Raw genomic sequence first — 14,824 nt, forward strand, 5'->3', positions numbered from 1 at the left:
GAGGCAGATGACCGTGAGGGCCCAAGCGATGGCCGGTCCGGCGATCCGTGTGCGGGGGCTGGAGAAGTCGTACGGGAAGCTCGACGTGTTGCGCGGCGTCGACTTCGACGTGGCGCGGGGCGGCATCTTCGCCCTGCTCGGCTCCAACGGGGCGGGCAAGACCACGACCGTACGCATCCTCGCCACGCTTCTGAAGGCCGACGCGGGGACGGCGAGCGTCAACGGGTTCGACGTCGCCACGCAGCCGGCCGACGCGCGGGAGTCCATCAGTCTCACCGGTCAGTTCGCGGCCGTCGACGGGATCCTCAGCGGCCGGGAGAACCTCGTTCTGGTCGCCAGGCTGCGCCACCTGGAGGATCCGGGCGCGGTCGCGGACGACCTGCTGAGGCGCTTCTCGCTGACCGAGGCGGGGGCGCGGCGGGTGTCGGCGTATTCGGGTGGGATGCGCCGCCGCCTGGACATCGCGATGAGTCTCATCGGGGACTCGCCGGTGATCTTCCTGGACGAGCCGACGGCCGGGCTGGACCCCGAGGCGCGCATCGAGGTGTGGGACGCGGTCAGGGAACTGGCCCGCAACGGGACGACCGTGCTGCTCACCACGCAGTATCTGGAGGAGGCCGAACAGCTGGCCGACCGGATCGCGATCCTCCGACAGGGCCGGATCATCGTGAACGGCACCCTCGCCGAGCTCAAGCGGCTCTTCCCGCCCGCGAAGGTCGAGTACGTCGAGAAGCAGCCGACCCTCGAAGAGATCTTCCTCGCCGTGGTCGGCGGAGAGACGAGCCGTGCCACTGGCACGACACCCAAGGGGCAACGATGACCGCGCACTTCCTCGGCGACACCGCCGCGCTCACGGGGCGGACCCTGCGGCACGTCACACGCAGCATGGACACCATCGTCACGACCGTCGTCACGCCGGTCGCCATGATGCTGATGTTCGTCTACGTGTTCGGCGGCGCCATCGAGACCGGGTCGGTCCCGTACGTGGACTACATGCTGCCCGGCATCCTGCTCATGACCATCGCGTCGGGCATCTCGTACACCGCGTACCGGCTGTTCACCGACGTGCAGAGCGGGATCTTCGAGCGGTTCCAGTCCATGCCGATCGCGCGGTCGGGTGTGCTGTGGGCGCATGTCGTCACCTCGCTGGTGGCCAACCTGATCGCGCTCGTGCTCGTGGTGGGCGTCGCCCTGCTCATGGGCTTCCGCTCAGGGGCGGGAGTGTCCGCATGGCTCGCGGTCGCCGGCATCCTGCTCCTGTTCACCCTGGCGCTGACCTGGCTGGCCGTGATCCCCGGGCTCTCCGCGTCGTCGGTCGAGGGAGCGGGCGCGTTCGCCTACCCGCTCATCTTCCTGCCGTTCGTCAGCTCGGCGTTCGTGCCGACCGACACGATGCCCGGCCCGGTGCGTTGGTTCGCCGAGCACCAGCCGGCGACGTCGATCGTCGACACGATCCGTGCCCTGTTCGCCGGGCAACCGGTCGGCGACGACATCTGGATCACGCTCGCGTGGTGTGCGGGCATCCTCGTCGTGGCGTACGTCTTCGCGATGCTCGCCTACCGCCGGAAGATCGCCTGAGGCAGGCTGAGACCCATGCTCACCATCAGCCAGCTGGCCGCGTACGCCGGGGTGACGGTACGGGCGGTACGCCACTACCACAAGATCGGGCTGCTGCCCGAGCCCGAGCGCGACCGGTCCGGGTACCGCACCTACGACGCCGGCGCGGTCGTGCGGCTGATCCGGATCCGCACCCTGGCCGACGCGGGCGTGCCGCTGGCCAGGGTGCAGGAACTCCTCGACGCCGGTCCCGAGGAGTTCGCCGGTGGCGTGCGGGAGATCGACAAGGATCTGCGCGCCGAGATCCGGCGGCTGCGGGGCACCCGCGGCCGGCTCGCCCGGCTCGCCGCCGGGGAGCAGCTGGCGCTGCCGCAGTGCGTCGTGGGGTACCTCGACCGGCTGCGCGGTCTCGGCGTCGGTGAGCGGTACATCGAACTGGAGCGGGATGCCTGGATCATGATCGCCGCGCAGGTGCCGCACCTGATCGACTCCGTGATCGCCAAGAAGCACGAGGAGCTGGACGACCCCGACATGGTGCGGCTCTACTCCTTCTTCACCGGGGAGCCCGACTGGCGGGCCGGCGATCCACGGATCGTCGAGATCGCGGACATCCTGGAGCGCCTGATGATTCGTGCCGTGGAGGCCGGCGAGGTGGGTGAGGACGGCTTCGACGATCAGTTCGTCGCCCTGATGGACTCGGCCATGGTGGCGTCAGCGCCGGGTGCCGAACTGGTGCTGGCGATTCTGCAGGAGCGTGGCTGGAAGGGCTGGACCCGCATAGAACGCGTGCCCGCCGACCGGCTCGGCACCGCACCCGGCGGCGTCCCCGCCTGCACGAAGAAGGCCAATGACAGGGACGGCAACGGCTGCATCCCGTAACACGGCTGACCTGTCGCCACCTCGCTGGGAGCCGAATGGTGGGAATCAGGGCTCTTGCCCGAAAGGTCATGCGCCGTTGCACTCGCGGCACCGTCGACAAGCATGGCCACGAGTCTCCGAGTCCGCTCGGTTCTTCACCGAAACTCCGCACGCGTCCGCCCACGTCCGCCCACGCGCCGCCGCCTGGCGACGCGCGGGCGGGCGTGAGTGCGGGGGGGGGTCAGGCCCAGCAGCCGTTCACCGTGGCGGCGAGGCCGTCCATGGCGTCCTTGATGTCGCTCGGGTCGGCCGACGAGTTGTTCTCGATGAAGGAGAAGATCCGCCACTCGCCGTCATCGGTCCGTGTGACACCGCTCAGGGCGATGGCGCCGGTGAGTGTGCCGGTCTTCGCGTGCACCTTGCCGACTGCGCACTTGGAGTCGGCGTCGTCGAAGCGTCCCCACTCCGGGCCGAGGCTGGCACCGGCCTCGCCGGCGACCGGCAGACCCTCCAGGATCGAGCCGAGGGCCGGGGACTCCGTGATCGCGTCGAGGAGTTGTGCGAGGGTCGCGGCGGGGATGCGGTCGGCGCGGGAGAGGCCGCTGCCGTCGTACATCTCGAAGTGGTCGAGCGACACCCCGTACGAGCTGAGCACCTGGCGGACGAGTCCGGCGCCGCTCTCGAAGGTGGCCGGCTTCCCCAGCTCCACCGCGGACATCCGCAGCAGGGTCTCGGCGATGTTGTTGTCGCTCGTCTTGAGCATCTTCTTGACGATCTCCGACAGCGGTGCCGACTTGTGCTGCGCCACCGGTACGTCGGACTGCCGCGCCTTCGCGCGGCCGACCTCGCCGTCGACGGTGACGCCCAGCGCGGCGAGCTTCTCGGCGAAGACCTTGCCGGCGTCGATCGCCGTGTCGTCGACCGCGGCGCCGTCGACGACGAGTGAGCGGACGGGTGCGACCTCGGTGGGGTAGTAGCCCTCGTTCCAGCCCTTGGCTAGGCTGGGCTCGGCGAACAGGCTGTCGTCCACCCGGACCTTGACGCCGGTCAGGCCCGCGGCCTTGAGCCCGTCGACGGCGGTCTTGGCCATCTCGGCCACGTCGTCGCCGGTGAGGGTGCGGTCACCGCCGCCGACGAGGGTGAGGGTGCCGTCGCCGTACACGACCTTCGTGGTGAACTCGTGGTTCGCGCCCAGCAGCGTCAGTGCGGTGGTCGCCGTGGCGAGCTTGGCGTTGGAGGCCGGCATGAGGGTGGTGGAGCCGTTGTGGTCCCACAGGGCGGTGTCCGAGTCGGCGTCGAGGACCACGCCGCTGACGTTCGCACCCAGGCGCTGGTCGGCGACCCGCTCGTTGAGGTTCTTGACCAACTGGGCGTCGTCGGCGTCGAGACCGTCGATGGCGATGCCCTGCGGTGCCGCGGCACTGTCGTCGGCGGCGAAGGCCGAGGTTCCGGCCAGCGTGGCGGAGGCCACGGGCACGGCCATCGCGAGCACGAGGGCCCGTCGCGCGCCGATCCGGCCGACTCTTGCCCGGCGGTGCCGGCGGCGTCCGCCCGGGGCGAAAGTGTTCGTGGGGGTTTCGTCGGGCGTACCAGTCATCAAGTGAGTTCCAAAGATCGGGTACTTCGTTCTGTGGGGGTGGAACGGCGGGCACGTTACCAGCCGTCAAGTGGGCGGCCGGAGCTGGAAATCATCGCCTGTGAGCATCTTGAAAAACTTCTCCGGGCAATTCCGCTGCCCCTTCGGGCAATGCCGGCGGTCCCTTGCCGGCTGGGCCGCTCCGTCAGCGGGAGTCGATCATCCGCGAGATCTGCGTGAACAAGGGCTGGAGCAACCCCGGTAAGCTCGGTGTCTACTCCCTCTGGGAAGCACCGCTGGACGGCGATGTCCCGCCAGGGAGAGGGCGGCGGGCAGGCGGGCTGATCGTGGTTTGCGAGGGCGAGCGACGCTACTTGAGCGGGTGCCGCCGGACTCCGACGGCCGTCAGCATGGTCGCAGGTCAGCGACACAGCCCCGCGGCATGCACGGGCCACCTCGTGATCGGCGAGCTTCGACAGCCCAATGATCACGAAGTTCGTGCCTGCTCTGCTGTGCACCCCGACCGGTCATGCCCCAGACCAGCCGCACGACTCCGGACCTTGATCAAGACCTGCCGACAACTCGTGGTGCGTACTGCACAGGCCGACCCGTGAAGGCGTCCAGCACGATGCGGCCGTAGACCGATCGATCGAGTTTCACGTTCACGGATGTCACATTGCTCTCGCCGGAGCACGGACCGTCCTCGGCCCCGAGCACGGAGGCCGACAGGACTACAGTCGTCCGTGTCTCGAGCGTGCGCACGGCGGGGCCGTCGTCGCAAGCTCCATGGCTGGCCAGTACGGTCAGCGACCGCCCGTCCTGGGCCACTTCGGCGATACCGTTCAAAGGAGTCAACTCGCTCCCGGACACGTCACGTGCGGGTCGAATCGGAGGGGTAGGCAATGCAGAGGGACTGACCGCTACCCGTTTGAGCGGTGCCTCGTAGCCGTCCACGGTGAACAACCAGGCTGGGACGGTTGCCGGGCCACGGCTCGTCTGGTGCACCATCGCCCCGAGTCTCACCCCTGTGACGATCAGACTCGTTCCCTCGGCTTCACTACGGTCCAAGGCCTCGTATGCCTTGCGCGGCTCCATCAGCGGCAGTTCGAGCGATTCTCCCGTCCGCCAGGTCACTTTTCCGCTCTTCTGGGACCCGTCGGAGAGATCGCCACGGAGTTCGAAGTTTCCTGTTGCGAAAGCGTGCTCGTCGGCTTTGTTACGAAAGCCTCGCTCCGGCGCCTCCGTCAGGTCGGCCATAGGATAGTAGCCGCGATTCCACACGTCGGCTGCTTTGGATTTCTGCCAGGCGTCAGCGACCTCACGAGCGCGAGCCTCTGCGTAGGCGGTATGGTCTGTACGGTCCGCCTTCTCGGAATCTCCGGCCGTCTCTTCGCCGCCGCAACCAGCGAGCACACCTGCGGTGACGGCAGCCATCGCTACGGTGGCGAATACATTGAGCGGCCTGCGCCTGCTATGTGCGACCATGAATCCCCCATGAACTATGCCATTACTTTTCGCTCGATGGGCGATGGTCAATACACCTCGTACCCTTCTCGGCTGACCAAACGCTGCACATTCTGATAGAATGAGCGACGACCTACTTCCGCATCCGAGTCGGAACAGGGCTTGTCGAGGTGATTTCCGCCAGACGTTATTCCCAGAGCGCTCGTCCCGCTGTAGAGTGCTCCTCCGCTGTCGCCACCCACGTTGCACAAGTCACTTTCGATCATATTATAGAGCGTTGCTCCGGTGGTGTAGGTGACGGTCGTGCTGGTCCGGATCACCTTGCCGACCAAGTCCTGGCTCATGGTGCCCACTCGCTTCACGCTTTCCCCAGTCACAGGATCGCGTGAAGTCGTGATCGACTGCTCCGATTCATTCCTCAGCTGGAGGGAGCCAACAGCAACTACATCAGAATTCGTGTATTCGATGAAAGCGTAGTCTTCGGGCTCGTATCCCCACTCGTGCACAGGACCCAAGTAGACCTGGCCAGTTCGCCTCCACCAATGATCGTAGCCGCCCACCACGCAGTGCCCGGCACTGAGGAGGAATTTCTTCCCGGCCCTGTTCTCGACGTTGAACGCAGCACTGCATATTCTGTTTCCATTGCTGATGCCGAGGCCACCTCTCATATAGTAGGTAGCACTTTCCTCAAGTACCCCCGAGTGTTCCTCGATGCGTATGGCATTCCCATGCTCTTTTATGGTCTCTTCGATGCGAGATCGATCTTCGAGTGACACCCCGTCATACAGCTCCACCGTTACCGAATTGCTGGGCGAGTCAATACCCCACGCAGTGTTGGGGATCCCGGCCAATTTGTCCAGATCGGCATGTGCTGCCTGTAGCTCCGCAGTGCTGTGTTCCACGACTTCCGGCAGCCCTCCGGCGCTTCGAACCGCATGAGCTGCGGTCGCATTAGTGACTGCGATTACCGGACGATTATTTCTATAGTAGACACCGGCTGTATCGTGAGGGCCCAGGTCCGCGGCCAGCCTTTGTGCCGCAATGGCGTCTACGATTGGAGCCGGGACGGGATGGGCTGCGGGCGCCACAAAGACGACCAATAATCCACTGAGCGCTACAGCGGCGTGAGCGACCTTAATGCCACGTCTTTTCATGTGGTCTCCCAGGAATTCCATGGTTCTGACGGCTACGACAATGAGTCGATGCTCGATCATGTGCTTTCTCGGCGACCTTCATTGGTTCTCCTTAACGGCAGATGAATATGGCGTGAACGAGTTCGAGCGCATGCGAGTATGGCCTATTTGTAAAGGATTTTGGCTGAAAGCGCGGCCCGGTTGGGGTGCATAGCAGAGCAGGCGCGGACTTCGTGATTATTGGGGTGTCGAAGCGCGCTCAAGGAGCGCCGGCGACTACCTCGCCGACCGGAACACCTCGGCGACCGGAACACCTCGGCGACCTCCTCGGGGAACATTGAGTACCAGCCGTCGCCGCAAGTCGATGAGACGACGAATGAGACTGCTGGAACCGCTGAACCTGACTGGGGCTGCTTGAAGAGACCGCGGCGGACGGGCTGAGCGTCCAGGAGATGCTCGGCGACGACGTCCGAGGCTTTTGCGCGGCGCCGGCCGGTGGAGAAGCGGCCCGAACCTACCGCGACCGGTTGTGCGAGCAGTTGAACAGGAATGTCGCGAGGAGCAGGGCAGGTGGGGCGAGGCCCGTGCGGTTCTGTCAGCTCAGGTCCGCGAAGGATTCCACTGCGCGGGTCTTGCCGGTGACCACGATGACATCGCCCTTCTCGACGATGGTGTCGGCCGTGGCGTAGGTGAAGTCCTCGCCCGGGCGCTTGATACCGACGACCGTGACGCCGTACCTGCTGCGGACCTGGCTGCGCCCGAGGGACAGCCCGGTGGCGACGTCCGGGGCGACGGTCTTGACCAGGGCGTAGTCGTCGTCGAACTCGATGAAGTCGAGCATGCGGCCGGTGACGAGGTGGGCGACGCGCTCGCCCATCTCGTGTTCGGGCAGGACGACGTGGTGGATGCCGAGGCGTTCGAGGATCTGGCCGTGTTGACGGCTGATGGCCTTGGCCCAGATGTTGGGGACTTCGGCGTCCAGCAGGTTCGAGCTGACCAGGATGCTGGCTTCGATGTCGGTGCCGATGCCGACGACGGCGCTGGTGAAGTCATGGACGCCGAGCTGGTGCAGCACCTCCGGGTCGGTGCAGTCGGCGACCGCCGAGTGGGTCAGGCCGTCGCTGTACTTCTGAACGAGACGGGCGTCGGTGTCGATGCCGAGGACGTCCCAGCCGCGGCGCATCAGCTCGTTGGCGAGGGAGCTGCCGAACCGGCCGAGGCCGATGACCGCGACGCGCTGGTCACCGGTGTGCCGGGGCTGCCGGCCGGCCGGGCGTTTACGGCCGCGGCGCAGGGAATGCGGGTACTTAGCCAATGACGGGTCGCTCCTCGGGCAGTTCGTAGCGGCGGGTGCGTTCGCGCAGGGCGAGCGCCGAGACCAGGGTGATCGGGCCGAGTCGGCCGATGAACATCAGCAGGACGAGGATGAGTTGTCCGACGTCGGGGAAGTCGGCGGTGATGCCGGTGGACAGGCCCACCGTGGCGAAGGCGGACACGGCCTCGAAAAGCACCTTCTCGAACGGCAGCGACGTCATGCTCAGCAGGGCGAGTGTGGCCGCCATGACCAGTGCCACGCCCATGAGGGCGACCGTCAGTGCCTGACGCAGCACGTGGGGGCCCAGTCGGCGTCCGAGTACGGAGGAGTTCGGCTCGCCGCGCACTTCGGCGATGATCGCGACGAGCAGCACGGCGAAGGTGGTCACCTTGATGCCGCCGGCGGTACTGGCGCTGCCCCCGCCGATGAACATCAGCACGCAGGTCGTCAGCAGGGTGGCCGGCTGCAGCGCGCCGACGTCTACGGCGTTGAAGCCGGCGGTGCGTGACATCGCGGAGTGGAAGAACCCGTTCAGCATCTTCTCCGCCACCGTGTGGGGACCGAGCGTCGCGGCGTTGCTCCACTCCAGCAGGCAGGTCAGCACGGTTCCGGCGGCCAGCAGGGACACGGTGGTGACCAGCGTGAGCCTGGTGTGCAGGGACCAGCTGCGCCGACCGGTCGTGCGGCGCCGGTGGCGGTGTCGGAGCAGCTCCAACAGCACCGGGAAGCCGAGGCCGCCCAGGATCACGGCCGCGGAGATCGGGAGAGTGACCCACGGGTCCTCGGCGTAGCGGGTGAGGCTGTCGGCGTGCAGACCGAAGCCCGCGTTGTTGAAGGCGGACACCGCGTGGAAGTAGCCGAGGTAGAGGGCGTCGCCGATGGAGTGGCCGTAGCCGTAGCGGAAGCGCAGAGACAGTACGGCGCCGACGGCGGCCTCGACGGCGAACGTGGTACCGGCCACGCCGAGGAGCACCCGGCGTACGTCTCCGATGCCCAGGCTCTTGGTCTCCGCCTGGGCCGTCAGCTGCAGGCGCAGGCGCAGCTTGCCGGAGACCAGCAGGGCGAGGAGGGAGGCCAGCGTCATGATGCCGAAGCCACCGACCTGGATCAGGGCAAGGATCACACCCTCGCCGAAGCCGCTCCAGTACGTGCCCGTGTCCACCACCGCCAGGCCCGTCACGCAGACGGCGGACGTCGACGTGAACAGCGCGGTGACCAGTGCAGTGGCCGTCCGGTCCTCGGCGGCGACCGGCAGCGCGAGCAGTACCGTGCCGATCAGGATCACGGCGGCGAAGGCCACCACGACGGTACGGGCCGGATGCGCGGCGAACAGCGAATGTCGCGCCTGCGCGAGACGTCCTGCCACCGGCTGCCTTTCTACGCGCGACGCTGCTTGAGTCAGAGACGGATACGAATGCCGTACGGGTTACGTCAAGCTCGCAACCGCCGTCACCCTATCCGGCGACGCTCCAGCCGGGCCCATGAGCGCCTCGGCCTCCGGCGTGTGGCGTCCTGACTTCCGAAGCGGGCACGGTTCGGCCGCACATCCTGCACCACGCGTCCGAAGTCGTGTCGTGGCGGCGTGATCGTCCTGCCTCGCACCGGCCGCGAGGCATCAAGAATCCGTCAACAGCGACCCTTCGATTTCTACTCTGTTCACTACTCTCTGAACATTCGATACGATCGATCCATGCAGATCCAACTGGGCGCGCTCGTATCCGACCCGTGGCTCGTCACCGGCCTCGCGCTGGTCGCCGTGGCCTGCGACGCGCTGCTGCCGTTCCTGCCCAGCGGCAGCCTCGTGATCGCCGCCGCGCTGCTCTCCCTGGACCACGGCGGCGCGCCGGTCGCGCTGGCGGTTGCCGTCGCGGCTGCCTCGTTCCTCGGCGATCTGGCCGTGGTCGCGCTCGCCCGCGGTGGCTCCGCTCGAACGGACGCGCTGTTCGCCCGGCACGCGGGGCTCGCTTCGTCCGCCGGCCGGATGCGCCGCCACCTCGCACGGCGGCTGCCGTCCGTGACGGTGGCGGGGCGTTTCGTGCCCGCCGGCCGGACCGTCCTCGGTCTGACGCTGGGCGCCCAGCCGGAGCAGCGTGCGCGCTATCTGCGCTGGTCGGCCTTGGCCGGACTGGTGTGGGCCTGCTACCTGGTGGGGCTCGGCGTGGTGAACGGCATGTGGTTCGAGGCACGCTGGATCGGCTTCGCGGTGTCGACGGCCGCGGCGGTCACCCTGAGCACCTGTCTGACCCGCTCGCTGCGCCGGCGTGACGATGCCGAGAGGTCGTCGACCATGTCGTTTCAGGCCGGGCACCTGCGCGTCTCCCCGGGAGAAGTCCCTGCCGGTGCGCAGGGTTCCGCGCGCAAGGGGGTGACATGCGCGCTCCGTCACCGTGTGCCACAGGAGGGTCGATCGTCGCGCCAGGTGCTCAGCCACACGGGCCGCCGCCGGAGACCGGCCGACGTGTCACGACACCACAGGAGCGGCTCGCACTCCGGCGGGCCTACGTCGAGGCGAACTCGCGTCGCCACCTCGGGCGTGCCATAGCACCGTAATGCGGCTTCCTCAGATTCGCCCTGGGCTTGCGCTCGCACCATTCTGATCTGATCCCGGCCGTGCGAAGACTTTCCCCACAGTTGCGCTTGTACGTCCGCCCCCCTGGCACGTGTTTTCCGTGCCATCGCCGATGCTGATGCGCAGGCATGCAAGAGGGAGGAGGGGCGCATGAAGAAGGTTCATTTCGACGGTACCCATCGCGTCCGGCGTCCGGGGGACACCTGGGCTCTCGTCGACGGCCTGCGGAGCCGGTTCGGCATCACGCGGGTCGCGGACGTCACCGGGCTGGACACCTTGGGGGTGCCGGTCGTGACGGCGGTGCGGCCGGCGGCGAAGACCCTCACCGTCTCGCAGGGCAAGGGCACTTCCCTCCTGCTCGCCCGTGTCTCGGCCGTCATGGCGTCCGTGGAGCGGTGGCACGCCGAGTACGCATGTCCCGCTCCGGAGGTGCTGGAAACGCCTGCGGTCGGACTCGATCTCCCCTACGACGTGACGGACTTGCGACAGCACCCGGGGAGTCTGCTGACCGATCGCACCCCGCTGGACTGGGTCGTCGGCACCGACGCCCTGAGCGGAGCCCGGACGCTGGTGCCCCGTTCCTACGTCACGGTCGACCACCAGGTGTCCGACGCCTGGCAGCCGCCCCTGCTGCACAGCTCCGCCAACGGCCTGGCCGGCGGCAACAGTTACGACGAGGCGGTCACCCACGCCCTGTACGAGGTGATCGAGCGGGACTGCACCGCGGGGACCGGCTCGGTGCCCCTCACGGAGCGTCGGCAGGTGGATCCGGCGAGCGTGGACGACCCGGTGTGCGCGGAGGTCCTCTCCCGGATCAGGGAGGCCGGCGCCTGGGCCGAGATCGTGGACGTCCCCAACCGCTGGGGGCTGTCGTGCTTCGTCACGTACGTCCGGTCGGAGGACTTTCCCGCGTCGGCGGTCGGGTCCGGTGTGCACGGTTCTCCGGCCGTAGCGCTGAGTCGGGCTCTCACGGAATCGGCGCGGAACCGTCTGACGGCGATCGCGGGAAGCCGGGACGACCTGGCCGCCACCCTCTTCGCCCACGGCCCCGCTCGACCCGGCCCGCCCCCGGTCGCCGATGGAAAGGTCGCTTCCTGGAGGGAGGTGTCCGCGGTCTCGCACGAGTTCGCCGAGGACACCGACGAAGCCCGCTGGCTCGCCGAGCAGGTGCGCCGGCACACCGGCTGTCCGCCCGTCGTCGTCGACCTGGGCACCGAGAGCGACTTCAGCGTGGTGAAGGTCGTGGCGGCGGGAATGGAGTCCGACGACCGCGACCGGATCCCCCGCCCACTCGCGACGGCGACGTCCGTCCGCCCACGGCGGGACATCCCATGACGACCCACGTGTTCACCGGGCCCACCCTGTCCGCCCGGGAAGTCCGTGCCGCACTACCGGCGGCGGTGGTCCACGGCCCCGTACGGCACGGAGACCTCCTCGCTCTCGGCACGGACGCGGACGACACCGTGGTCGTCATCGACGGCGTGTTCCACCACACCGCTCCGGTACGGCACAAGGAGATCACCGATGTGCTGGCCCGGGGCGCGCGGGTCATCGGCGCCTCCAGCACGGGTGCCCTGCGCGCTGCCGAGCTGTGGCCGTACGGCATGGAGGGCGTCGGGCTCGTCTTCGGGATGTATGCCCAGGGCGTCCTGGATGCCGACGACGAGGTGGCGGTCGGCCATCTGCCGTCCGGCGACCACCGGCAGCCGACCGTCCCCCTGGTCAACGTACGGTGGGCCATCTCCCACGCGGTCGCTCAGGAGTGGCTGGACGAGGCGCACGGCGCGGACGTTCTGGAAGCGGCACGGTCGCTGCACTTCACGGAACGGTCGTGGGCCGCCATCGTGCACACGGCGGGGCACCGCTCCCTCGCGACGGGCGAAGCCGCCGAGGCACTGCGGCGGTTCGCGGAGCGCCATCCGGCGTTCTCCGACCTCAAGCGCCGGGATGCCCTGCTGGCACTGGCGCACTGCGGCACGCCCCGTCCGGCCGCCACTGCCTCGGCGGCGTGGTCCACTCCGGCCTGGATGGTGCCGAGCACCATGTATCTGGAGCGTTGGCGCGGCACCTTCCGGGCCGCGCTGCCCGGCGGCGGACAAGGCACGGTCTCCGAGCTGGACGTGCTGCGTTTCCAGCAGCTGTACGCCCCTGGTTTCCCGAGCCGCTACCGGCGCTTCGCCCTGGCCCGCATCGCCGGACCGCTCCTGGCCTCCGAGGACCGAGGTCTCGTCCACGCCGCACTGGCGGCGGCGGCCGAGCGCGGCATCACCGCGCAGCTGGTGCCGCGGACCGCCTGGACGTACTGGCTGACGCCCGGTGAGCTGCGGGACGGCGGCGCCGAGCGCCGGCTGCTGAAGCTGCTGGTCCGGTCTTTCCGCACTGCCCCGGGTGCGGCCCCCTTCCATGACGTGCCCCTGGAACTGCGGGACACGGACCCGGCCTGGAGGTCGAGCGCCGAGGCCGTGTCCGCCGCGGACCGCCTCAATGAGCGGCTGGCGCGGACCGGTGACCGCCACGCGCCCCGCCACCTGCCGCGCTCCGTCACACGGCGCCATCTGGCGGACGTCTGGCACGTCGAGGAGCGGGCCGAGCTGGAGGCCACCGCACGCGACCGCGGCTTCCTGTCCCTCGACGAAGCCGAGGAAACCGCACGGAGGTTCGTCACGCTGCACCGCGACCGCTAGTGTCATGTCGCCGGACGGCGACACCCGGTCGTCCTGCTCATGCCGATGCCCCGTCGTGGACGGGGCATCAGTGCTTTCGGCCGCGAGGTGTCAGGCTCCCCGGCCGGCGCTGCGGGCCCCCTCTTCCTCCTCCCAGCGCTTCCAGAGCAGCGGCATCTCCTTGGCCAACCAGGCGTAGAAGTCGTGCATGGTCTGCAGCCGCTCCTTACGCTGAGCCGGCGCTCCCTCAAGGATGCGCAGTCCTTGCTCCGTGATGTCGACGAAGGACTGGTAGTGCTCGGCCTGGCTCTTCGCCAGGGCCGGCCACACGCCTTCCTTGATGCGGTAGTAGTCCCGACGCTCGCCGGGACGCGAGATCTTCTCCACCATGCCGCTCGGCACCAGGAAACGCGTCGCGGCACTGACCGACCCCTTGCTCGCCTGAAGCACCTCGACCAGATCACCGGCCGTCTGCTCCACCGGATCACAGATCAGCAGCCAGGCGAGCACCCTCCCGGCCATGCGAAACAGCCCCTGCCGCTCAAGGCTGATGGCGGCCTCCTCAACGAAGGCGAGCTCTTCCTCGGTGGCAGTGGACCTGCCCTGTGCACTGCGTTCCATTCGTTCAGGATACACCGAACATAGAGAACCTGCCGATCCTCACGTATGCGCCTGCGCATGCGCCTGCACCTCTGTCCCTCCGCCTCGCCCGGAGACCTTACGAGGTTCGTACGTATTTTTGCTGTTTACCTGTCATTTCAATGATATGCGGCTTGCATTCGGATTCGTAAGGTCAGGGCGAGTGCAGCAGACCGTCATCCCCGACGCAAAGGAACCTCATGTCTCGACTGCCTGCTCTTTTCGCTGCCCCGTCGGCGCGCGGCCTGGCCCAGCGGCTCGGCGTCTATCTCGCCGGCTGCGTCCTCTTCGCCGCGGGAGCCACCCTTTTCATCCATTCCGACCTCGGCACCGACCCGCTGGACGTCCTCGCGCTGGGCCTCAAGGAGCACATACCGATGACCATCGGCATCGCTCAGGGGGCGATCGCCGCGGTGTGCATCGCGGTGTGGGCCGTGTGGAATCGGCGACGGCCGGTGGTGGCACCGTTCGTCACCTTCTTTCTTTGCGGCAGCCTCATCGACCTCATGCTGCTCGCCGACCTGTCGTGGATGGCGAGCGTCCCGTCGCTCGTTGCGGCCGTGCTCCTGTGCGCCTACGGCTCGGCTCTGATCATCATGAGCGGCATCGGCATACGCGCCATGGACCTCATCGTCATCACCATGACCCACCGCTGGAAGTGGCCGTTCTGGGTGGCCAAGGCCGGCATCGAAGCGGTTTTGCTCGGCTTCGGCTTCCTGCTTGGCGGTCCCGTGGGTGTCGGGACGCTGTGCTTCCTCGTATTCGTCGACGGCCTGATCCAGCCGTTCATGGCGCTCAACCGGAGGGTGCTGCGGCTGACCAACCACGGGCTGGCGGAGCAGCCGCTACGGCCGGAGGCCGTCCAGGTCTCCGCATGACGGACGGGGATCCGCTGCGCGCCGCGCGCCGAGCCAGTCCAGAGCGGCCTCGTCATCGGGTCGAGGGTGAGCCGGTAGGCCAGCAGCCAGGGAGACCCGCTCAGCCCCCGCGCAGAGGGTGGGCCGAGCGGGTCGCTCGCGTCTCGGCACCTCACGCCGGAAGGCCCTCTCA

General features: G+C 68.0%; 13 protein-coding genes and 1 pseudogene. 8 read left to right on the forward strand and 6 right to left on the reverse strand.

The genetic code is table 11. The annotated features are described in order from the left end of the window. Positions 1–7: 7 nt before the first annotated feature. The 3 genes from ACFW01_RS22615 to ACFW01_RS22625 are packed head-to-tail and all read left to right on the forward strand — an operon-like array spanning position 8 to position 2,436. Complete coding sequence (locus tag ACFW01_RS22615) at positions 8–820, forward strand: ABC transporter ATP-binding protein (RefSeq protein WP_384505999.1); 813 nt, start codon at positions 8–10, stop codon at positions 818–820. Then, positions 817–1,578 carry an ABC transporter permease gene (locus ACFW01_RS22620; protein WP_234956711.1) on the forward strand — a complete coding sequence of 254 codons (762 nt, stop codon included), beginning with the start codon at positions 817–819 and terminating at the stop codon, positions 1,576–1,578. The genes ACFW01_RS22615 and ACFW01_RS22620 overlap by 4 nt, the downstream gene beginning before the upstream one ends. A 15-nt stretch (positions 1,579–1,593) precedes the next feature. After that, complete coding sequence (locus ACFW01_RS22625) at positions 1,594–2,436, forward strand: MerR family transcriptional regulator (protein ID WP_384506002.1); 843 nt, start codon at positions 1,594–1,596, stop codon at positions 2,434–2,436. A 220-nt stretch (positions 2,437–2,656) separates the two neighbouring features. On the opposite strand, the gene dacB is transcribed toward ACFW01_RS22625, so the two are convergent. From dacB to ACFW01_RS22640, 3 genes are all read right to left on the reverse strand, one after another. Further along, complete coding sequence (dacB, locus tag ACFW01_RS22630) at positions 2,657–4,012, reverse strand: D-alanyl-D-alanine carboxypeptidase/D-alanyl-D-alanine-endopeptidase (protein ID WP_234956709.1); 1,356 nt, start codon at positions 4,010–4,012, stop codon at positions 2,657–2,659. 543 nt (positions 4,013–4,555) lie between these two features. Continuing rightward, entirely contained in the window at positions 4,556–5,425 is an 870-nt protein-coding gene (locus ACFW01_RS22635) for a hypothetical protein (protein ID WP_384506005.1), read from the reverse strand. Between the two features lie 98 nt (positions 5,426–5,523). Beyond that, positions 5,524–6,669 carry a S1 family peptidase gene (locus tag ACFW01_RS22640; protein WP_384506008.1) on the reverse strand — a complete coding sequence of 382 codons (1,146 nt, stop codon included), beginning with the start codon at positions 6,667–6,669 and terminating at the stop codon, positions 5,524–5,526. 323 nt (positions 6,670–6,992) lie between these two features. Between ACFW01_RS22640 and ACFW01_RS22645 the strand changes: the two are divergent. After that, a pseudogene (locus ACFW01_RS22645) lies at positions 6,993–7,163 on the forward strand (DUF1048 domain-containing protein); the annotation flags it as partial. Positions 7,164–7,183: 20 nt separating this feature from the next. On the opposite strand, the gene ACFW01_RS22650 reads toward ACFW01_RS22645, so the two are convergent. Continuing rightward, a complete protein-coding gene (locus ACFW01_RS22650; protein ID WP_234956705.1) occupies positions 7,184–7,903 on the reverse strand; it encodes a TrkA family potassium uptake protein in 720 nt (239 codons plus the stop codon). After that, the gene (locus tag ACFW01_RS22655; protein ID WP_384506011.1) at positions 7,896–9,269 is read right to left on the reverse strand and encodes a TrkH family potassium uptake protein; all 1,374 of its coding nucleotides are present in this window, start codon (positions 9,267–9,269) and stop codon (positions 7,896–7,898) included. Before ACFW01_RS22655 ends, ACFW01_RS22650 begins: the two co-directional genes overlap by 8 nt. A gap of 324 nt (positions 9,270–9,593) precedes the next feature. Here ACFW01_RS22655 and ACFW01_RS22660 point away from each other — a divergent pair, with 324 nt between their 5' ends. The 3 genes from ACFW01_RS22660 to ACFW01_RS22670 all read left to right on the forward strand — a co-directional run bounded on the left by ACFW01_RS22660 (position 9,594) and on the right by ACFW01_RS22670 (position 13,156). Then, the gene (locus tag ACFW01_RS22660) at positions 9,594–10,445 is read left to right on the forward strand and encodes a DedA family protein (protein WP_384506014.1); all 852 of its coding nucleotides are present in this window, start codon (positions 9,594–9,596) and stop codon (positions 10,443–10,445) included. Between the two features lie 177 nt (positions 10,446–10,622). After that, on the forward strand, positions 10,623–11,807 hold the full coding sequence (locus tag ACFW01_RS22665; protein WP_384506017.1) for a YcaO-like family protein: 1,185 nt from the start codon (positions 10,623–10,625) through the stop codon (positions 11,805–11,807). Beyond that, a complete protein-coding gene (locus tag ACFW01_RS22670) occupies positions 11,804–13,156 on the forward strand; it encodes a TfuA-like protein (protein WP_384506020.1) in 1,353 nt (450 codons plus the stop codon). The genes ACFW01_RS22665 and ACFW01_RS22670 overlap by 4 nt, the downstream gene beginning before the upstream one ends. 90 nt (positions 13,157–13,246) lie before the next feature. On the opposite strand, the gene ACFW01_RS22675 is transcribed toward ACFW01_RS22670, so the two are convergent. Then, positions 13,247–13,756: a GbsR/MarR family transcriptional regulator gene (locus tag ACFW01_RS22675; protein WP_234956700.1), complete on the reverse strand. Its 510-nt coding sequence runs from the start codon at positions 13,754–13,756 to the stop codon at positions 13,247–13,249. A 218-nt stretch (positions 13,757–13,974) separates the two neighbouring features. Between ACFW01_RS22675 and ACFW01_RS22680 the strand changes: the two genes are divergently transcribed. Then, a complete protein-coding gene (locus tag ACFW01_RS22680; protein WP_384506023.1) occupies positions 13,975–14,652 on the forward strand; it encodes a YitT family protein in 678 nt (225 codons plus the stop codon). Positions 14,653–14,824 lie beyond the last annotated feature (172 nt).

It is taken from the genome of Streptomyces sp. NPDC058985, from assembly GCF_042740985.1.
Taxonomy (GTDB): domain Bacteria; phylum Actinomycetota; class Actinomycetes; order Streptomycetales; family Streptomycetaceae; genus Streptomyces.

Bases quoted from the DNA above. Each gene is read 5' to 3' on its own strand.
- ACFW01_RS22615 (WP_384505999.1), top strand. From the start codon at position 8: ATGACCGTGAGGGCCCAAGCGATGGCCGGTCCGGCGATCCGTGTGCGG.
- ACFW01_RS22640 (WP_384506008.1), bottom strand. From the start codon at position 6,669: ATGATCGAGCATCGACTCATTGTCGTAGCCGTCAGAACCATGGAATTC.
- ACFW01_RS22675 (WP_234956700.1), bottom strand. From the start codon at position 13,756: ATGGAACGCAGTGCACAGGGCAGGTCCACTGCCACCGAGGAAGAGCTC.
- ACFW01_RS22660 (WP_384506014.1), top strand. From the start codon at position 9,594: ATGCAGATCCAACTGGGCGCGCTCGTATCCGACCCGTGGCTCGTCACC.
- ACFW01_RS22620 (WP_234956711.1), top strand. From the start codon at position 817: ATGACCGCGCACTTCCTCGGCGACACCGCCGCGCTCACGGGGCGGACC.
- ACFW01_RS22625 (WP_384506002.1), top strand. From the start codon at position 1,594: ATGCTCACCATCAGCCAGCTGGCCGCGTACGCCGGGGTGACGGTACGG.
- dacB (WP_234956709.1), bottom strand. From the start codon at position 4,012: ATGACTGGTACGCCCGACGAAACCCCCACGAACACTTTCGCCCCGGGC.
- ACFW01_RS22670 (WP_384506020.1), top strand. From the start codon at position 11,804: ATGACGACCCACGTGTTCACCGGGCCCACCCTGTCCGCCCGGGAAGTC.
- ACFW01_RS22680 (WP_384506023.1), top strand. From the start codon at position 13,975: ATGTCTCGACTGCCTGCTCTTTTCGCTGCCCCGTCGGCGCGCGGCCTG.
- ACFW01_RS22635 (WP_384506005.1), bottom strand. From the start codon at position 5,425: ATGGCTGCCGTCACCGCAGGTGTGCTCGCTGGTTGCGGCGGCGAAGAG.
- ACFW01_RS22665 (WP_384506017.1), top strand. From the start codon at position 10,623: ATGAAGAAGGTTCATTTCGACGGTACCCATCGCGTCCGGCGTCCGGGG.